This window comes from Pedobacter nyackensis, from assembly GCF_900176505.1.
Classification (GTDB): Bacteria; Bacteroidota; Bacteroidia; order Sphingobacteriales; family Sphingobacteriaceae; genus Pedobacter; species Pedobacter nyackensis.
In genome coordinates this window covers 611,992-629,744 of the sequence record NZ_FWYB01000001.1, presented here as the reverse complement: position 1 = coordinate 629,744, position 17,753 = coordinate 611,992, and the positions used below count along the sequence as shown (strand labels likewise).

Below are 17,753 nucleotides of genomic sequence, written 5' to 3'. Positions count from 1 at the left end.
ATCACATGAACGCATTTGAAATAATTGGCGGTAAGAAATTAAAAGGCGAAATTCAACCTCAGGGAGCGAAGAATGAAGCACTTCAAATCATTTCTGCCGTTCTGTTAACTGATCAAAAAGTTACCATTAGCAACATCCCAGACATTAAGGATGTTAATAAACTAATTGAACTGCTGGGAGATATGGGCGTTACTATCGAACGCTTAAACAAAGACACTTATACCTTTGAAGCCAAAAATATCAATCAGGAATTTTTCCAGTCTGATATTTTTAAAGCTAAAGGCGGAGGCTTAAGAGGCTCAATCATGATCGTTGGTCCACTTTTAGGACGCTTCGGAAAGGCTGCTATTCCTAAACCGGGAGGTGATAAAATCGGCCGCAGAAGACTAGATACACACTTTATCGGCTTTGAAAAACTAGGTGCGAAATTCGTATACGACAACAAAAAAGAATTCTTTAACGTTGATGCAACGGACTTAAAGGGTGCATATATACTACTTGATGAAGCCTCAGTAACAGGTACAGCGAACATCGTAATGGCTGCTGTATTGGCAAAAGGAACAACCACTATTTATAACGCGGCATGCGAACCTTACTTACAACAATTGTGTAAGATGTTGAACCGCATGGGTGCTAAAATCTCTGGTGTAGGCTCTAACCTATTAACCATTGAAGGTGTTAAAAAGCTAGGCGGAACAGAACATAGAATGTTGCCTGATATGATAGAAATCGGCTCTTTTATCGGCTTAGCAGCCATGACTGAGTCAGAAATCACCATCAAAAATGTTTGCTATTCGGAGCTTGGTGTAATACCTGATGTATTTAAAAAACTAGGTATCAAGTTTGAATTAATCGGTGATGACATCTTCATTCCTTCTCAAAAACACTATGTAATCGAGTCATTTATTGACGGTTCGATGCTAACCATTGCAGATTCTCCATGGCCGGGCTTTACTCCCGATCTGTTAAGTATCGTGCTCGTAGTAGCTACGCAAGCCAGAGGTAACGTGTTGATTCATCAGAAAATGTTCGAAAGCAGGTTATTCTTTGTGGATAAACTGATAGATATGGGCGCTCAGATCATCCTTTGTGATCCACATCGTGCCTCTGTAAATGGTATCGATAAAAAATACAAATTAAGAGGTATCAGCATGACTTCTCCTGATATCCGTGCAGGTGTTTCTCTGCTAATCGCAGCCTTATCTGCTGAAGGAAAATCAACAATCTTCAATATTGAGCAGATTGAGCGTGGTTACCAGGATATTGATACACGTTTACGCGCCCTGGGTGCAGATATTAAACGTGTTGAAGCCTCAGCTCCAACTCATTAATCAATTACGCTACAGTTGTGAACAACTGTATTATAAAACGACAAAAGCCCCAAATGGGGCTTTTGTCGTTTTATACACTTCGCATTTCGTTATAAAATACGACGGCTTATTAAATATCAATTAACTTGAAATCGCGTTAATAATATCATACTGCGTAATAATTTCAATCTTACCTTCTTCATCTTCAACCAAAACAGCACTATTCTCCTTGTTAATTAAAGCAGAAATCCTGTCTATTGAAGTGTTTAAATCTACAAAAGGGAATCCTGCCGACATGATCTGCTGTACAGGAGCAGATTTGAGTGAAGGATTTTCCAATAAAGCCTTTAAAATATCACTTTCAGCAAGCTTACCGATCACCATTCCTTGCTGTGTAACAGGTATTTGGGAGATATTAAGTGTACTCATGCTGTTAAATGCCTCATGAATCGTTTTCTCACAATCAATAGTGATGATCTCGGTATTTTCTTTCTTCGCAATGATAGAACGGGCTGTAAGCTTCTCATCCTTAAGAAAACCACGTTCCCTTAACCAGTCTTCGTTATACATTTTACCCATATAACGACTACCATGGTCATGAAAAATCACAACCACTACATCTTCGGGCTTTAACTTATCCTTTAGCTGTAATAGTCCCGCAATAGCCGAACCCGCCGAATTACCTACAAAAATTCCCTCTTTACGAGCAATCTCACGTGTCATCAATGCAGCATCCTTATCTGTTACCTTTTCAAACAGGTCAATTACGTCGAAATCAACATTTTTAGGAAGAAAATCCTCACCAATCCCCTCAGTGATGTATGGATAAATCTCGTTTTTATCTAAAATACCCGTTTCCTTATACTTCTTAAACACCGAACCATAGGTATCTATACCCCAAACCTTAATGTTAGGATTCTTCTCTTTCAGATATTTTCCGGCACCGGAAATTGTTCCTCCAGTACCCACCCCCACTACAAGGTGCGTGATTTTTCCTTCTGTTTGTGCCCAGATTTCAGGTCCCGTCTGCTCGTAATGCGCTTGCGAATTGGATAGATTATCATATTGATTAGGCTTCCATGAATTGGGAACTTCACGCTCTAAACGAGAAGAAACCGAGTAATAAGAACGTGGATCTTCAGGCTCTACGTTGGTCGGACATACAATTACCTCCGCCCCAAAAGCACGTAAAGCATCTACCTTCTCCTTAGATTGCTTATCTGTAGTCGTAAAAATACACTTGTAGCCCTTGATAATCGCCACCATAGCAAGTCCCATCCCCGTATTACCGGATGTTCCTTCTATAATTGTACCTCCAGGTTTAAGCTTTCCACTTTTTTCAGCATCCTCTATCATCTTTACAGCCATACGGTCTTTAATAGAATTCCCAGGATTGGTTGTTTCGATTTTAGCCAGCACTGTAGCAGAAATGTCTTTAGTAATGCTATTCAATTTTACCAATGGCGTATTGCCAATGGTTTCCAAAATATTATTATACCACATGATGCAAAAATACGAATAGAAGATTGAAATTCTACAAACAAACGGACAATCAAAATATAATATGGAAGTAATAAAACAAACGAAATAACATTTTAATCTATTACTCCAATAGACTTAATAACCAATGAAAATTATGTGAACTTAAAACATCCTAATTCAGCTTGTATACTTTACCTGGCAAAGAAATCAAAATTCCTTGCATTTCGAGGTTCAATAAGCGCATAGCCAGCTTACTCAGACCAACATTTAAACGAGTAGCCAGTTCATCTATTCCCATTGAAGCATCCTGTAAAAGAGACACAATCTTTTGTTCCTCTTTGGAAAGATTTACGGGCAATTGAACTTGCACCCTTTCCTTTTCAAGTATAACTTCCTCCCATCCAAGGTAATAAATCAGATCCCTTGCATGGTTTATCAATGCTGCCCTATTCGTTTTAATCAGAAAATTACAACCTTCAGAGTACTGGTCATCAGTACGACCTGGAAATGCATATACATCTCTGTTATAAGAACTTGCAATATCAGCGGTAATCAATGCCCCACCCTTAGCGGTAGCCTCAACAACTATCGTAGCATCAGAAATGCCGGCAATAATGCGGTTTCTTTTAGGAAAATTCTCTTTATCAGGATTTGTACCAGGCAGGAACTCTGTTAATAAACCACCGTTTAAAACCATTTTCTGAGCTACAGATTTGTGTAAAGCTGGATAAATACGATCTAAGCCGTGTGCCATAACCCCTATAGTAGGAATGTTATACGATAAACTTTCCTTATGCGAAGCCACATCTATTCCATAAGCCAGACCACTTACAATGATTACATGATATGGGGAAAGCTGGGCTGCAAGCTGTTTACATAGGTGCCGGCCATAAGCAGTGGCCCTTCTGGTGCCCACAACACTTATGATTCTCGACTGATTCAAATCTACATTCCCCTTGAAATACAGCAAAATCGGGGCGTCATAGCAGCTTTTTAATCGTTGAGGATAATTGTCGTCCGTATAAAAAAGCACCTGTATCTGGTGTTTCTCAATAAAAGGGATTTGCTTTTCAGCCTCTGTGAGCGCATTATTTTTTAAGATCAGGTTAGCTGTAAGTTCGCCAATACCCGGAATTTGCAACAACTGTTTCTTTTTGGCCTTAAAAACAGCTTCAGCACTACCAAAATGCAGCAATAATTGCTTAGCAGTAACATGCCCCACATTTTTGATCAACGTTAGCGCAATTTTATGGATTAAACTCATGGGCTAACTTATACATATAATTATAAATCATCCACAGTTCACAGCAGCTTTTTTCACAAACAAGGTCCCGGCATTCACCGGGATAAAGACGAACTCAATAAATAAAAAAATTATTGGGGAATATAAACCACGTATTTGGTTTCGAAAAATTCTTCTTTAAAGTAAGCAGAAAGTGGGTACAACTCCGCTTTTAAGCGTGATTCAGCAATTTCTTCAGCCAAATCGCCACCTTTTAAATACAAAATCCCATTAGGAATGGCATTTTTTGATTCCTTATTAAACTTACCTTTTATCCATGGATAAAAATCTATCAGTCGCGTTACTGCTCTGGAAACCACAAAATCAAACTTATCCGTAATCTGTTCTGCTCTTAAATGACTCGCTGTAACGTTCTTTAAGCCCAGCGCCTGAGCAACTTCAGTAACTACTTTAATCTTCTTACCTATAGAATCCACCAGGTGAAACTCAGTTTCCGGGAACATAATGGCCAATGGAATTCCAGGAAAACCACCTCCTGTACCTACATCAAGCACCTTTTCTCCAGGTTTAAAAGTACAAAACTTAGCGATCCCCAGCGAATGCAGGATATGACGTTCATAAAGCTCATCAATATCCTTTCTCGAGATCACATTGATCTGTGCATTCCAAAAGCTGTATAAATCGTATAACTGATCAAACTGCGCAATCTGCTGCTCAGTAAGGTCTTTAAAATATTCCTGTATTAGGGTCGACTTCATTTCCACTGTACTTTTTTAACAAATATAGACACAATGCCATTAAACACTAGAAAAATGAATAAAAGCATATCTAAAATAGGGAACCACCACCTCAAATCGCCATAATTTAGTCGCTTTAAAATGCGCGGGTAAACAAAACATCTGATGATAATACTTAAACCCAGCACCCCTAAGGCCGGGTAAAGTGTTGCTTTGAAACACATCAGTGCCACTAAGATAACATAAAAGAGGAACTGTATAATGATCTGCGCCGACAAAATGAACTTATGCTGTGGCTTATACAATTTACCCGCCCCAAAATGGCGCTTCTTTTGTCTTAAATACGCACTAAAACTTGTATTCGGCTCGCTCCATACATGAGCTTCCTTTTGAATACATATTGCAGTATTGCCATTATGCGCATGCGCATTCACAAAAAGATCATCATCACCTGAAGGGATATGCATGTGTGCCGCAAAACCTTTATTGCTAAAAAATAGTGATTTCTTATAAGCCATATTCCGGCCAACCCCCATATAAGGCATACCTTTTATAGCAAACGAAAGGTAATTTAGCGCTGTAAAAAAAGTTTCAAAACGAATCAACGCATTTAAAATCCCTCTTTTCTTTATATATGGTGAATACCCTAAAACAATTTCAATGTCGTCCTGATCCGGTTGCTGCATACCAAGCAACCATTTCGACGAGGCCGGCATACAGTCGGCATCGGTAAAAACAAGCCACTCATGAGCCGCAGCTTTTATACCCATTGTTACTGCAAACTTCTTACCTGCAATAAATTTACTACCATCATTAACGGTTACAATTTTGAGGTGCTTGTATTGCTTTGCAAATGCTTCCAGCACACCTTTTGTACCATCCCAGGATCTATCATTCACCACAACAACCTCGAAATCAGGATAATCCTGCTCAAGCACTATGGGTAAATACTTTGTCAGGTTCTTGGCCTCATTACGGGCACAGATCACTACACTTAATGGTCTTTTACCCGTTTCAGGTATGGGTGCAACTTTTACACACGCCAATTTAAGGTGTACAAATAAGCTAAAATATAGCTGTATCAGAAAACAAAAGATTAAGATGCCGAACAGGCAATACGCTAAGCGCTCTGCTAAAGCACCATCAATAAAGGTTAATTCCACGACGTAATTTTGATGCAGCCAAATTTCTGATTTTTAATCTGTAATGTTCCTTTATGTTGATAAAAAATTTAACCATTTTATAGCTTGATTTTTCCTATTTTTGCGCAGATTTTTTGAACGCAAAAAATCATCATTTATTAATGATGAGGCTCAAAAAAGCAATAAACACATAAAGATGAAATTTAATTTACAAGCGAAAGATATTCATTCGAAGGCGAGAGCGGGAACGATTACAACAGACCATGGCGACATACAAACGCCTATTTTCATGCCTGTAGGCACTGCAGGAACAGTTAAATCGATTAACCAGCAGCAATTAAAAAATGATATCGACGCTAAAATCATCTTAGGGAATACCTACCATTTATATTTAAGACCGGGACTTGACATCATTGAGGGTGGCGGTGGTCTGCATAAATTTATTGGCTGGGACAGACCGATTCTTACCGACAGCGGTGGTTTTCAGGTCTATTCTTTAAGTAAAGTAAGAAAAATTAAAGAGGAAGGGGTAACTTTTCATTCTCATATAGATGGCTCGAAACACCTTTTCACACCGGAATATGCAATGGATATTCAACGGACCATTGGCGCCGACATCATTATGGCTTTTGATGAATGCACGCCTTATCCTTGTGATTATAAATACGCGGCGAACTCGATCAACATGACGCACCGCTGGTTAAAACGTTGCTGTACACGTTTTGACACGACTGAACCGAAATATGGTTTCAATCAAACCTTATTCCCTATCGTTCAAGGATCTGTATATAAAGACCTGAGAAAGAAATCTGCAGAATTTATTGCTGCTATGGATCGTGAGGGAAATGCGATAGGCGGACTTTCAGTAGGTGAACCGGCAGAAGAAATGTACGGAATGACAGAGGTGGTTTGCGACATACTTCCTGAAGAAAAACCCCGTTATTTAATGGGCGTTGGTACTCCAATCAACATTTTAGAGAATATTGCGCTGGGTATAGATATGTTTGACTGTGTAATGCCGACCAGAAATGCCAGAAACGGAATGTTATTTACCAAAAATGGGATCATAAATATTGGCAACAAGAAATGGGCTGATGACTTCTCTCCAATTGAGGCCGATAGCGATCTGCTTGCTGATCAGGTATATTCAAAAGCTTATTTAAGACACCTAATGCACTCTAAAGAGATGCTGGGTGCGCAAATTGCTACCCTACACAACCTGCATTTTTACTTATGGCTTGTCAACACAGCGCGTGAGAAAATTATTAGTGGTGAGTTTTACGCCTGGAAAAACAAAATGGTTACTATCTTAGGTAATAAATTATAAATGGACATCATCAAAGACCGGATCAAAATTATCGATTGGTACATTATCAGCAAGTATCTGGGTACATTCCTATACACCTTAACGCTGTTCATTGTCATCATCATTATCTTTGATTTATCTGAGAAACTGGATGATTTTTTAAAGTCTAATCTTAGCCTTTGGCAGATTATGACGCTCTATTATGCCGGTTCAGTGCCCTATTATGTAAATATGCTCTCGCCGTTGATCAATTTCATTGCCGTTATATTTTTTACAGCAAAGATGGCAGATCAGACAGAGATTGTACCGATTTTGAGTGGAGGAGTGAGCTTTAATCGCTTCTTAATGCCTTATTTCGTTTCTGCGTCGATCATATTTGCCATTAATCTGGCCTCTAATTTATATATCCTTCCTTATACCAATCAGCTTAAAAACAGCTTTGAGAATACTTATGTAAAGACAGGTGCTCCATCCAGTAAGAATAATATTCACATGAAACTGGACAACAATACTTACATTTTCATAGATAACTTTGACAATAAGAGCAATATAGGTACTCGCTTCTCCCTGGACAACTTTAAAGGTGATGTATTAACTAAAAAGCTGGTTGCAGATGAAATCAGATGGGATTCTTTAAAGCGTTCCTGGAAGCTCGTAAACTATTCAGTTAGGGACATTCAAGGCTTAAAAGAGACCTTAACCAGCGGTTCTGGCCAAACCAAAGACACCATACTGGACATGCGTCCGGATGACTTCTCTCCCTATGATAACATCTATGAAAACCTTACAGGAAAAGAGCTTTCAGAGAAGATCAAAAAGGAAAAGATAAGGGGTTCAGGCGTACTGAACGACCTCTTATTTGAGCAATACAAACGCTATTTACATCCACTTTCGGCATTTGTTTTAACGTTAATAGGCGTTGCATTGTCCTCCAGAAAGGTGCGTGGAGGCGTTGGACTTCCTCTGGGTATCGGAATTATACTAAGTTTTGCGTATATTGTATTTAACCAATTCGCAAAAATGTTTTCTATCAAAGGCAGCATGCCGCCACTATTTGCAGTAATGGCTCCTACAATATTCTTCGGTTTACTAGGATACTACCTGCTTCGAAAAGCACCAAAATAATGACAAAACAAGCCGCAACCCCTAACAAAAATCTGCTGATTTTACACTTCACAGTATTCATATGGGGCTTTACAGGCATCCTTGGCGCATTAATCTCTGTTGATGCCGTACAAATGGTATGGTACCGGGTTTTAATCGCCACCATAACACTTTTCATTTACTTTAAACTGAGTAAAACCAGCCTTAAGGTGACGAAAAAGCAATTCTTACAGTTCTTTTTCACTGGAAGCATCGTTGCCATACACTGGATATTCTTCTTTTATTCGATTAAAGTCTCCACTGTTTCCGTTACACTGGTCTGCCTATCCTCATTTACGCTCTTTACAGCTATTCTAGAGCCAATAATCAAGAAACAAAAGATCCAGATTGCCGATATCATCATCGGTTTAATCATTATCCTGGGTATTTACCTCATCTTTAAGTTCGAGTCACAGTACACTTTAGGCATCATTTTCGGCCTTTCAGCAGCCCTTGGCTCAAGTCTTTTCGGTACCATAAACTCTACATTTGTACAAAAAAGCGATCCTTTAGTGATCAGTTTTTACGAGATTGCAGGTGCATTTTTCTGGATCAGCGTATACCGTTTGTTCGATCAAACCTTATTAACTGAGCGATTCAACCTAAGCCCTAACGACTGGATTTACCTGATCATATTAGGTACGATCTGCACCGCTTTAGCCTACGTTGCAGGCGTCTCAGTGATGCGAACTATAACCGCATTCCGCGTAGCACTCGTCACCAATCTTGAGCCCGTATACGGCATCATTTTAGCCTTCCTGTTCTTCGGAACAAAGGAGGCTATGTCTGTAGGATTTTACCTCGGAGCCATCATTATTTTAGGCTCCGTATTCCTGTACCCGATCTACAAAAAACACAAAAACCTTAACTAGATTTCTACTCCCACCCACAGCGTAGGGGAGTAAAAAAGCTTCCCGCAAAAGCATAGTTATGCATCACCTATGCATAACCTTTTCCTGGTCTTCCCCCTACCCACCGACCACCTCTTTCCTGGCTCTTTCCCGATCTTTTCCGATGCGTCTTCCAACTCATTATCCAACACAAAAGGTCGTACCCACCCCAACACAAAGCCTTCAAAAACCACTCAATCCTCTTCAGGAAACCTCGAGTTTCAGACGCTAAAAACTGTCTCATTTTAACACAAAAAATGAGCAGCAAAAACATCCATCCTGTATACATAATCAAAATACACAGCAGAAATTTAATTTTATTTATCGGTCAAATAGTGTACCTTAACATCGTATTTAAACATCGATTAAACACAACACCACAAATCCAAAAAAAGCATAAAAAACCAACAATTAAACCACAAAAACAATTCAACATTGCAAAAACACAAACAAACTCAACTAACTGAATATCAAACAATAAAATTAAATCAGTTAAAATAAAACATAATATAAAATCAAGCTTAAAAATTTTAAAATACTAATTATTTTAGCAATTACAATAAATGAAGCAAAATAACACATATAAAACACTGAAAATCAAAATTAAAACAACTTTAATATTAAGTTTAATTTCACATTCAGTTTTTTCACAGATTTTCAATGAAGAACAAAACCCACTTAGTGTAAAATGGAGGCAAATAAACGCTTCCGGTTTTAAAGTTATCTATCCGACCGAGTTTGAAAAAGAAGCGCAAAGAATGGCCAATACCCTACCCCACATTTACCCTTATGTTGGCAGTGGTCTCGGCATCAAAAAAACAACCATCCCCCTACTCCTGCAAAACCAGGGAGTGATCGCAAACGGCTTCGTTCAACTCGGCCCGAGGAAGTCGGAATTCTACACCACTCCACCCCAACAATTCGACAGTCAGGACTGGCTGAATAACCTCGCCGTTCACGAGCTCAGACACGTCGCACAATTCGACAAACTGACGGGTGGAAAGACACACCCATTTCCGGAATTAGTTTACTTCGCCTGGTTCGGCGCGAGCCTGCCCATTTGGTTTTTTGAGGGCGACGCCGTGAGTACCGAAACCGCACTGACGAATGCCGGTCGCGGAAGACAACCTTCATGGATTATGCCCTACCGTGCAAGCCTCCTCGAAGGGAAAAAAATCTCATACAGCAAAGCAAACTTCGGGTCAGAAAAAGACATCACTCCCGGCTACTATCAGCTGGGCTACCTGATGTCATCAAACATCAGAACTTCTCATGGAAAAAATATCTTCGATGAGGTACTAACCGACATCCGCAAACGTCCGCTGCGACTCTACCCTTTTTCCAACACGCTGAAAAAACTTACCGGAAAAGGAAGTTACCAATGGTTCAGGCAAACCGTCGACACGCTGCAAAAAAAATGGACAGCTCAGGCAAATGCGGAACCCGGCAAAAACTACAGCAGTCTGACCAAACCAGCCAGCTATGCAACCAACTACTTTTTACCGGTAAGATTAAGCAACAACAGCATATTAACTTTAAAGCAAAGCAAAGCCGAAACTTCGCAGCTTACCCTGGTCGACAGCAACCGCAAGGAAAGTCACCTGCTCAGCATCGGCTACCAGGAACAACCCTGGTACAGTTACGCCAACGGATTGGTGGTATGGGATGAGGTCCGCTACGACCCTCGTTACCGGCAGCGCAGCTACAGCGTAATCTGCAGCTACAACCTCAAAACAAAAAAAGTAAAAAAGCTCAGCTCCAAAAGCAGGCTCTTCGCTCCTTCGCTTTCGGCCGACGGAAAAAAAATAATCGCAGTGAGGTTTGACCTGAGTAACCAATGCAACATCGTGGAACTCGACGCCCAAACCGGAAAAATGCTGCGCACCTACCCTAACCCGGAAAATCTGATCCTTCAAACTCCATCCTTCGACGAGAGCGGGAACGCCATCACTTACATCGGACTCAGCGAAAAAGGCAAAGCACTTTACACCACCAACGGATCCGGCCAAACCGAACAACTCATCGCTTCATCACAACAGCAGATATCAAGACCAATCTTCAATAATCAGCAAATCGCATTTAACGCGCATTACAGCGGAGTTGATAACATTTACAGCATAGATATCAAATCAAAAAAGATAAGCGCTCTGAGCGACGCAAAATACGGCGCTTTTAATCCATCTTTTCCAAAAGGAGCTTCGTCGGTTCTCTTCAACAATTTCAAGCAAACCGGATACGACATTGCCGAAACCCCAATAAATCCTGAGGAGCCAGGAAAAAATAATTTTGTCTACTTTGGCGCCGCTGCCGAAAAACAGGAACACACAGGAAACGTATTTGCAAAAATCCCTGACAGCACCTACAGCTCCAAACCATACCGCGCATTCGGCAACCTGATCAACATACACAGCATCACCCCGGTGATCGAAGATGAATATCAGGGCGGACTACAAATCAATTCCGACAATCTACTCAACACCTTCAATGCATTTGCTGGAGTCGAGTACTACAGAGACCTGAACCGATTCGAATACAATGCCGGCTTTGTACTCAAAAGTTTTTACCCTATCATCAGCACTACCTACAGGAACAGACCCAGAAGAACATTCTACAACAGCAATAGAGGCGTTGTACAGGGCGATTGGAGAGAAAACAATATCCAAGTCCAGGCATTACTTCCAATCACCTTAAACGCGCTTAATGACAGCTACAGCTTTTCTGTAAAAACTGCGACAAGTTATACCCAGCGCTACATGCCCGAAAATATGCCGACAGGTTACATTACCAACCTCAAATTTCCTATGGAGTATAGCTTCAGCTTTGCCCACTCTGTACGACAGGCTGAACGTGATAGCTATCCGAAATGGGCGCAGGTTTTCAGACTAACCTACCTTCACCAACCATTTGACAAGGTATTGGAAGGGCATTTATTTGCCGCCGAAACCTCACTGTATTTCCCCGGATTGTTAAGAAATCACTCCTTCCAGGCCAGCTTCAATTACCAAAACGCTTCAGGGGTAAGAAGATTTGACCACGAGATCAGCACCGTATACGGTTACAACAACATCATGGCCAGAAATTTCTTAAAAAACACATTGCTGTTCAATTACAGATTCCCTTTTGCTTTTCCTGATGCTGAACTTGGACCACTAGCCTATATCAGAAACCTTCGCGGCGGACTATTCTGCCATTACGAAAATCTTGGCGTCGACACCAATCTCGGAGAACCAAAAACTTACGGATTTGAATTACGCAGCAGCATGAACCTGCTCCGCTACCAGCCGATTATCGATTTAGGAACTAGATTTGTCTTCGTCAACAAAATTTACAATCAAAATCCTATATTAGAATTAATTTTAAACTACAGTTTCTAAATCATGCGCGCAAAAACCATTTTCATCATCATCTTCACTGCTCTTATTACCATTTTTTTAATGATCAATACAGATGCAGTTGAATTCAATTTCATCTTCCTGAAGAAGGATATTTCTAAACTGGTAGTAGTGGGTGTTTGTACTTTCGTAGGATTTATACTCGGCTATTGGGCAGGTCGCCCCAGAACAACCGTAAGTTCGTACGACAAAGAGATCGACCAGCACGATAACAATAACAAAAGCACACTTAGCGATGAGGATCGCGAGTACATCAAATAATCTGATTTTAAATTGCATAAAAAAAGCGCTGGACCATTTGATTGATCCAGCGCTTTTTTATTTTATGTTTTCCGTCTTTACGAAAACGCTTAACTCAATGCCTGTTTGATATCAGCAATAATATCGTTAATATGCTCTAAGCCGATAGACAATCGGATAGTCCCCTGCTCAATCCCTACCTCCAAACGCTCTTCCTCAGATAATTTCGAATGCGTACTGGTTGCCGGATGCGTAGCGATAGATCTTGTATCACCCAAATTAGCGGAGATAGAAAACATTTTCAAGTTGTTCATAAAACGACTCGCTGCTTCAACACCACCATTGATCACCAAAGTTACAATACCTCCACCCTGCTTCATTTGCTTCTTAGCAATGTCATACTGCGGATGAGAAGGCAGAAAAGGATACATCACTTTGTTGATGCTTGCATGACTTTCTAAAAATTCTGCAACTTTTAACGCATTCTCGCAATGTCTGTCCATACGCACCGCAAGTGTCTCTAAACTCTTAGATAAAATCCAGGCGTTAAATGGCGACATTGACGGACCGCTATGACGGGCAAAACCTTCAATTTCTTTAATCAGAACATCAGACCCCAGGATGATTCCACCTAAAGTACGACCTTGTCCGTCTATAAATTTAGTAGCTGAATGAATGGAAATATCAGCACCCAGTTTTATCGGCTGCTGCAAATATGGTGTAGCAAAACAATTATCAACCACCAGCATAATATCATGTTTTTTGGCCAACTGTCCTAACCATTCCAAATCAATGATGTCAATTCCCGGATTAGAAGGCGTCTCTACAAAGATCATTTTTGTATTCGGCTGTATGCCATTTTCCCATTGATCCAATTTATCCAGATCAGCATAGGTGTAGGTGATCCCCCATTTAGAGAAAACGTTATTCAGAAGCTGATGTGTAGAACCAAAAACAGAACGGCTAGACAACACATGATCGCCAGATTTCAGGAAAGAACCAAACGTGGTAAATATCGCTGCCATTCCCGAAGCTGTAGCCCATCCGGCTTCTGCCCCTTCAAGCGCAACCATTTTATCAATCAGTTCTGTGGTATTAGGGTTAGCATAACGACTGTAAACATTTCCTTCTTTCTCATTAGCGAAAAGCGCACGCATATCTTCCGCATCATCAAACTTGTAACTTGATGTCAGATACAAGGGCACAGAGTGCTCTTTATATTGTGTTCTTTCAGCCTGTAAGCGTATGGCAATGGTTTCAAAATTCTCTTCTTGCATTGTATTTATTGATGAATGGTGTAGGTAAAATTAATCGTCGCAGAGCGCTCTAAAATATTAGATACCGAGCAATATTTATCGAAAGTCATGGATAGTGCACGCTCTACTTTTTGCACATTTAAAGTGCCGTAAAGATCGAAATGAATATTAATCACATCAAATATCGGTGGCATTTCTTCATCCTTTCTGGTGGCCTTAATGGCAATTTTAACGTCATTTAAAGGCTCCTTTTGCTTAGTCAGCACATTCACCATATCAATCCCACTGCAACCACCTAAACCGATCAAAAGCATCTCCATTGGCCTGAACCCCTTACCTTCGCCTCCGATTGCAGGCTTAGCATCAAGTTCAACCTTAAAACCACCTGTATTTTCTGCTTCAAAATTAAATTTACCGCTTTTACGTACCAGATTAATCTCCATATTCGTATCTAATTGTTCTTTTTAATTGATCACGAGGCTTGGCTAAGCGCAAACCTCATGTTGTTTATCAAACGTTGTAAAACACCTTGTTATTTTCTTCCAGTTCCGGCAAGCTGACCTGATGATCAAAGATTCCAAAAACACTTGAACCACTACCACTCATCAGAGAGAATAGTGCGCCCGACTGGTAAAGCTTTGATTTGATCTGCTCAATTTCCGGATATTTCGAAAAAACCGAAGACTCAAAATCATTTTTCAGATGAGCCCTCCATTCTTCTATAGGCAAATGTATTAAATCTTTTACCGATCTACTAGGAATTATAGGCTTTATTCCCGCATAGGCATCCGCGGTAGATACATGAACTTCCGGCTTCACCAAAACGAGATGATAATTTGACAGATCTACTGCTACTGAACTGAACTCGTCACCTTTACCAAAAGCGTAAGCCGGCTTATTTTCTATAAAAAAGGCACAGTCGGCTCCCAAAACCCGCGCATAATTCTGCATAGTTTCGACAGATATTCCCAGCTTGAATTTATCATTCACTAACTTAATGAGATGAGCTGCATCAGAAGAACCTCCACCTAAACCAGCCCCCACAGGGATGTTTTTAAGCAAAGTAATTTGTTGTGCCGGTAATTTGAAATCCTTTTGCAAGGCTTCAAATGCTTTCAGACAAAGATTATCTGCGGCGTCTCCAGGAATATCGATTCCCTCAATCACACAAACAGTCGCGGGAGCATCGGTTATTTCAATTACATCAAACAGATTGACAGGATAGAAAACCGTTTCAATATTGTGATAGCCATCGGCTCTTTTTTCGGTGACACTTAAACCAAGATTAATCTTGGCATTTGCAAAAGCAAGCATTTACGTTGCGTTTAATGTTAGGCAGGCAAACTTACAAAAAACGTTTTCATAATGAAACAGACCTTTATGCGAACTTCATTAACCCAAAAACCTCCTCAACGTTTAAGTGAAAGCCCGGTAAAATATCAGAAACGAACTCAACCCCACCATCGTAAAGCTTACCCGTACCAAAAATTCCATCATCACCTCGTATATACTTTAAAAAATACTGCTCATCAGGATGCACAATCCAATATTCGCGCACGCCATATGCTTCATAAATAACAAGTCTGTTCTCCAGATCTCCCCTGTTGTGCTCAGGCGATAAAATTTCCACCACAATATCGGGCGCAGCAACGCAATCACGATCATCCAACCTGGTTTGATCACAGACTACGCAGATATCGGGCTGCAAAACATTGAATACATCCTGATCAACTTTCGACCGGCCAAGAAAAAACAAATCAAATGGAGCGGCAAACACTGCGCAAGCCTTTCCTTTAAAAAAACCATACAGTCCAGCATAGATCTCCCCCAGCAATTGCTGACGATCCACAAATGGCTGACCTACTCTTATTGAACCTTTGTCTTGCATAATGATATGATATAATCAAAGATAATATTTTTCACCAGACACAAAAATATTTTATCATGTGTTAAAAACCACCATTCTACATGAATGCTCAAAACTTTAAATAAATATAAAATATTTCTCTCAAGATTAAGTCGCCAACAAAAAAACTGTAAAGCAAAATACAAATCTTGTAAAGCAATTGAGTAAAAAAAGCAAGAAGTGTAAAGCAAAATCAGAAATAACTGTCCATACCTGTAAAGTAAATCGTGAGTCCATACCAGGTCCATGTTTCCCTATAAACAATTGGACTTCAATTAAACTTCAGCTGCTTTACACTTGTTATTTTCCCGATAGCTAACAATCCTCTGGCAGCGCTTCTTCAAAACCCATATATTATGTACTTTTGCATGGAATTGGGTAAACAATTATGAAGCAATATTTAGACTTGATGCAGCATGTGCTCGATAACGGCGCACAAAAACACGATCGTACCGGAACCGGAACCATTAGCGTATTTGGTTACCAGATGCGATTTAATTTACAGGATGGTTTCCCTATGGTCACCACTAAAAAACTGCATCTAAAATCCATCATACACGAACTGATCTGGTTTTTGAGTGGCGACACGAACATCAAATATTTAAAAGATAATGGTGTAAAGATCTGGGATGAGTGGGCAGATGAAAATGGCGACCTGGGTCCGGTATACGGTTCTCAATGGCGTTCATGGCCTAAACCTGATGGTGGCCATATTGATCAGATCGCGCAGATCATCAATACCATTAAAACTAATCCCGATTCAAGGCGAATTATTGTTTCGGCATGGAATGTGGCAGAAGTGGACAATATGGCCCTTCCTCCCTGCCATGCATTTTTCCAGTTTTATGTGGCCGACGGGAAATTAAGCTGTCAGCTTTATCAACGCAGCGCAGATATATTTTTAGGCGTACCATTTAATATTGCATCCTATGCTTTATTAACTATGATGGTTGCTCAGGTATGTGGCTTGCAGTATGGCGACTTTATTCACACCCTTGGCGATGCGCATTTGTACAACAACCATATCGAGCAGACTAAACTGCAATTAACCCGTGAGCCTAAAAAATTACCGGTTATGCACATCAACCCGGAAGTTAAAGATATTTTCAGTTTTAAATTTGAAGATTTCACTTTATCTGACTATGATGCCCATCCACACATTAAAGGAGCTGTAGCCGTATGATCGTATCTGCAGTAGTAGCCATTGCCGAAAACAATGCCATAGGAAAAGACAATCAGTTGCTTTGGCATTTACCGGCCGATTTAAAGCACTTTAAACAAATCACAAGCGGCCACACGATTATTATGGGCCGTAAAACCTACGATTCCATTGGCAAGCCCTTGCCAAACAGAAGAAACATCGTGATTACCCGTACAGCCGGCCTGCTAATACCAGGAGTAGAAGTTACCGGTAATATTGAAGACGCACTGGCACTTTGTGCCAACGAAGACGAAGTATTCATCATAGGCGGTGCCGAGATCTACAAAACCACCTTAGCGGTTACCGACCGCATTTATCTGACCCGGGTACATGAAAACTATGAAGCAGATGCTTTTTTCCCTGAAATCGATTTTAACGAATGGGAAGAAACTAGTGTAGAAAAACACCTTCCGGATGAAAAAAATCGCGTAGCTTACACTTTTTCGACACTTTTACGCAAATAGTTGAGGCTCTTTAATAAAAAATCAATAAGGTGGCCTATTAA

General features: G+C 40.3%; 16 protein-coding genes. 8 read left to right on the top strand and 8 right to left on the bottom strand.

Going from position 1 to position 17,753, the window contains the following annotated elements; translation table 11 throughout:
- The first annotated feature begins 5 nt into the window (after positions 1-5).
- Complete coding sequence (gene murA / locus B9A18_RS02600; RefSeq protein WP_084287099.1) at positions 6-1,331, top strand: UDP-N-acetylglucosamine 1-carboxyvinyltransferase; 1,326 nt, start codon at positions 6-8, stop codon at positions 1,329-1,331.
- A 120-nt stretch (positions 1,332-1,451) separates the two neighbouring features.
- On the opposite strand, the gene B9A18_RS02595 is transcribed toward murA, so the two are convergent.
- The 4 genes from B9A18_RS02595 to B9A18_RS02580 all read right to left on the bottom strand — a co-directional run bounded on the left by B9A18_RS02595 (position 1,452) and on the right by B9A18_RS02580 (position 5,935).
- Entirely contained in the window at positions 1,452-2,813 is a 1,362-nt protein-coding gene (locus tag B9A18_RS02595) for a pyridoxal-phosphate dependent enzyme (RefSeq protein WP_084287098.1), read from the bottom strand.
- A 151-nt stretch (positions 2,814-2,964) separates the two neighbouring features.
- The gene (dprA, locus tag B9A18_RS02590; protein ID WP_084287097.1) at positions 2,965-4,056 is read right to left on the bottom strand and encodes a DNA-processing protein DprA; all 1,092 of its coding nucleotides are present in this window, start codon (positions 4,054-4,056) and stop codon (positions 2,965-2,967) included.
- A 110-nt stretch (positions 4,057-4,166) separates the two neighbouring features.
- Positions 4,167-4,793 (bottom strand): 16S rRNA (guanine(527)-N(7))-methyltransferase RsmG, encoded by a 627-nt coding sequence (rsmG, locus tag B9A18_RS02585; RefSeq protein ID WP_084287096.1) that lies wholly within the window; start codon positions 4,791-4,793, stop codon positions 4,167-4,169.
- The gene (locus B9A18_RS02580) at positions 4,790-5,935 is read right to left on the bottom strand and encodes a glycosyltransferase (protein ID WP_235005216.1); all 1,146 of its coding nucleotides are present in this window, start codon (positions 5,933-5,935) and stop codon (positions 4,790-4,792) included. Before B9A18_RS02580 ends, rsmG begins: the two co-directional genes overlap by 4 nt.
- 175 nt (positions 5,936-6,110) lie before the next feature.
- Here B9A18_RS02580 and tgt point away from each other — a divergent pair, with 175 nt between their 5' ends.
- From tgt to B9A18_RS02545, 5 genes are all read left to right on the top strand, one after another.
- Positions 6,111-7,241, top strand: a complete 1,131-nt coding sequence (gene tgt, locus B9A18_RS02575; protein WP_084287433.1) for a tRNA guanosine(34) transglycosylase Tgt — start codon at positions 6,111-6,113, stop codon at positions 7,239-7,241.
- Positions 7,242-8,345 carry an LptF/LptG family permease gene (locus tag B9A18_RS02570; protein WP_084287095.1) on the top strand — a complete coding sequence of 368 codons (1,104 nt, stop codon included), beginning with the start codon at positions 7,242-7,244 and terminating at the stop codon, positions 8,343-8,345.
- The gene (locus tag B9A18_RS02565; protein WP_084287094.1) at positions 8,345-9,235 is read left to right on the top strand and encodes a DMT family transporter; all 891 of its coding nucleotides are present in this window, start codon (positions 8,345-8,347) and stop codon (positions 9,233-9,235) included. Before B9A18_RS02570 ends, B9A18_RS02565 begins: the two co-directional genes overlap by 1 nt.
- A 581-nt stretch (positions 9,236-9,816) precedes the next feature.
- A complete protein-coding gene (locus B9A18_RS02550) occupies positions 9,817-12,627 on the top strand; it encodes a TolB family protein (RefSeq protein WP_084287091.1) in 2,811 nt (936 codons plus the stop codon).
- 3 nt (positions 12,628-12,630) lie between these two features.
- Entirely contained in the window at positions 12,631-12,906 is a 276-nt protein-coding gene (locus tag B9A18_RS02545) for a LapA family protein (protein ID WP_084287090.1), read from the top strand.
- Between the two features lie 89 nt (positions 12,907-12,995).
- On the opposite strand, the gene B9A18_RS02540 is transcribed toward B9A18_RS02545, so the two are convergent.
- The 4 genes from B9A18_RS02540 to B9A18_RS02525 all read right to left on the bottom strand — a co-directional run bounded on the left by B9A18_RS02540 (position 12,996) and on the right by B9A18_RS02525 (position 16,029).
- The gene (locus B9A18_RS02540; protein ID WP_084287089.1) at positions 12,996-14,162 is read right to left on the bottom strand and encodes an O-succinylhomoserine sulfhydrylase; all 1,167 of its coding nucleotides are present in this window, start codon (positions 14,160-14,162) and stop codon (positions 12,996-12,998) included.
- Between the two features lie 5 nt (positions 14,163-14,167).
- Positions 14,168-14,584 carry an OsmC family protein gene (locus B9A18_RS02535; RefSeq protein WP_084287088.1) on the bottom strand — a complete coding sequence of 139 codons (417 nt, stop codon included), beginning with the start codon at positions 14,582-14,584 and terminating at the stop codon, positions 14,168-14,170.
- Positions 14,585-14,651: 67 nt separating this feature from the next.
- Positions 14,652-15,455: a 4-(cytidine 5'-diphospho)-2-C-methyl-D-erythritol kinase gene (gene ispE / locus B9A18_RS02530; protein ID WP_084287087.1), complete on the bottom strand. Its 804-nt coding sequence runs from the start codon at positions 15,453-15,455 to the stop codon at positions 14,652-14,654.
- Positions 15,456-15,519: 64 nt separating this feature from the next.
- Positions 15,520-16,029 carry a Uma2 family endonuclease gene (locus B9A18_RS02525; protein WP_084287086.1) on the bottom strand — a complete coding sequence of 170 codons (510 nt, stop codon included), beginning with the start codon at positions 16,027-16,029 and terminating at the stop codon, positions 15,520-15,522.
- 406 nt (positions 16,030-16,435) lie between these two features.
- On the opposite strand from B9A18_RS02525, the gene B9A18_RS02520 reads away from it, so the two are divergent.
- A complete protein-coding gene (locus B9A18_RS02520) occupies positions 16,436-17,230 on the top strand; it encodes a thymidylate synthase (protein ID WP_084287085.1) in 795 nt (264 codons plus the stop codon).
- Positions 17,227-17,712, top strand: coding sequence for a dihydrofolate reductase (locus tag B9A18_RS02515; protein WP_084287084.1), 486 nt, complete (start codon positions 17,227-17,229; stop codon positions 17,710-17,712). Before B9A18_RS02520 ends, B9A18_RS02515 begins: the two co-directional genes overlap by 4 nt.
- The last annotated feature ends 41 nt before the right edge of the window (positions 17,713-17,753 follow it).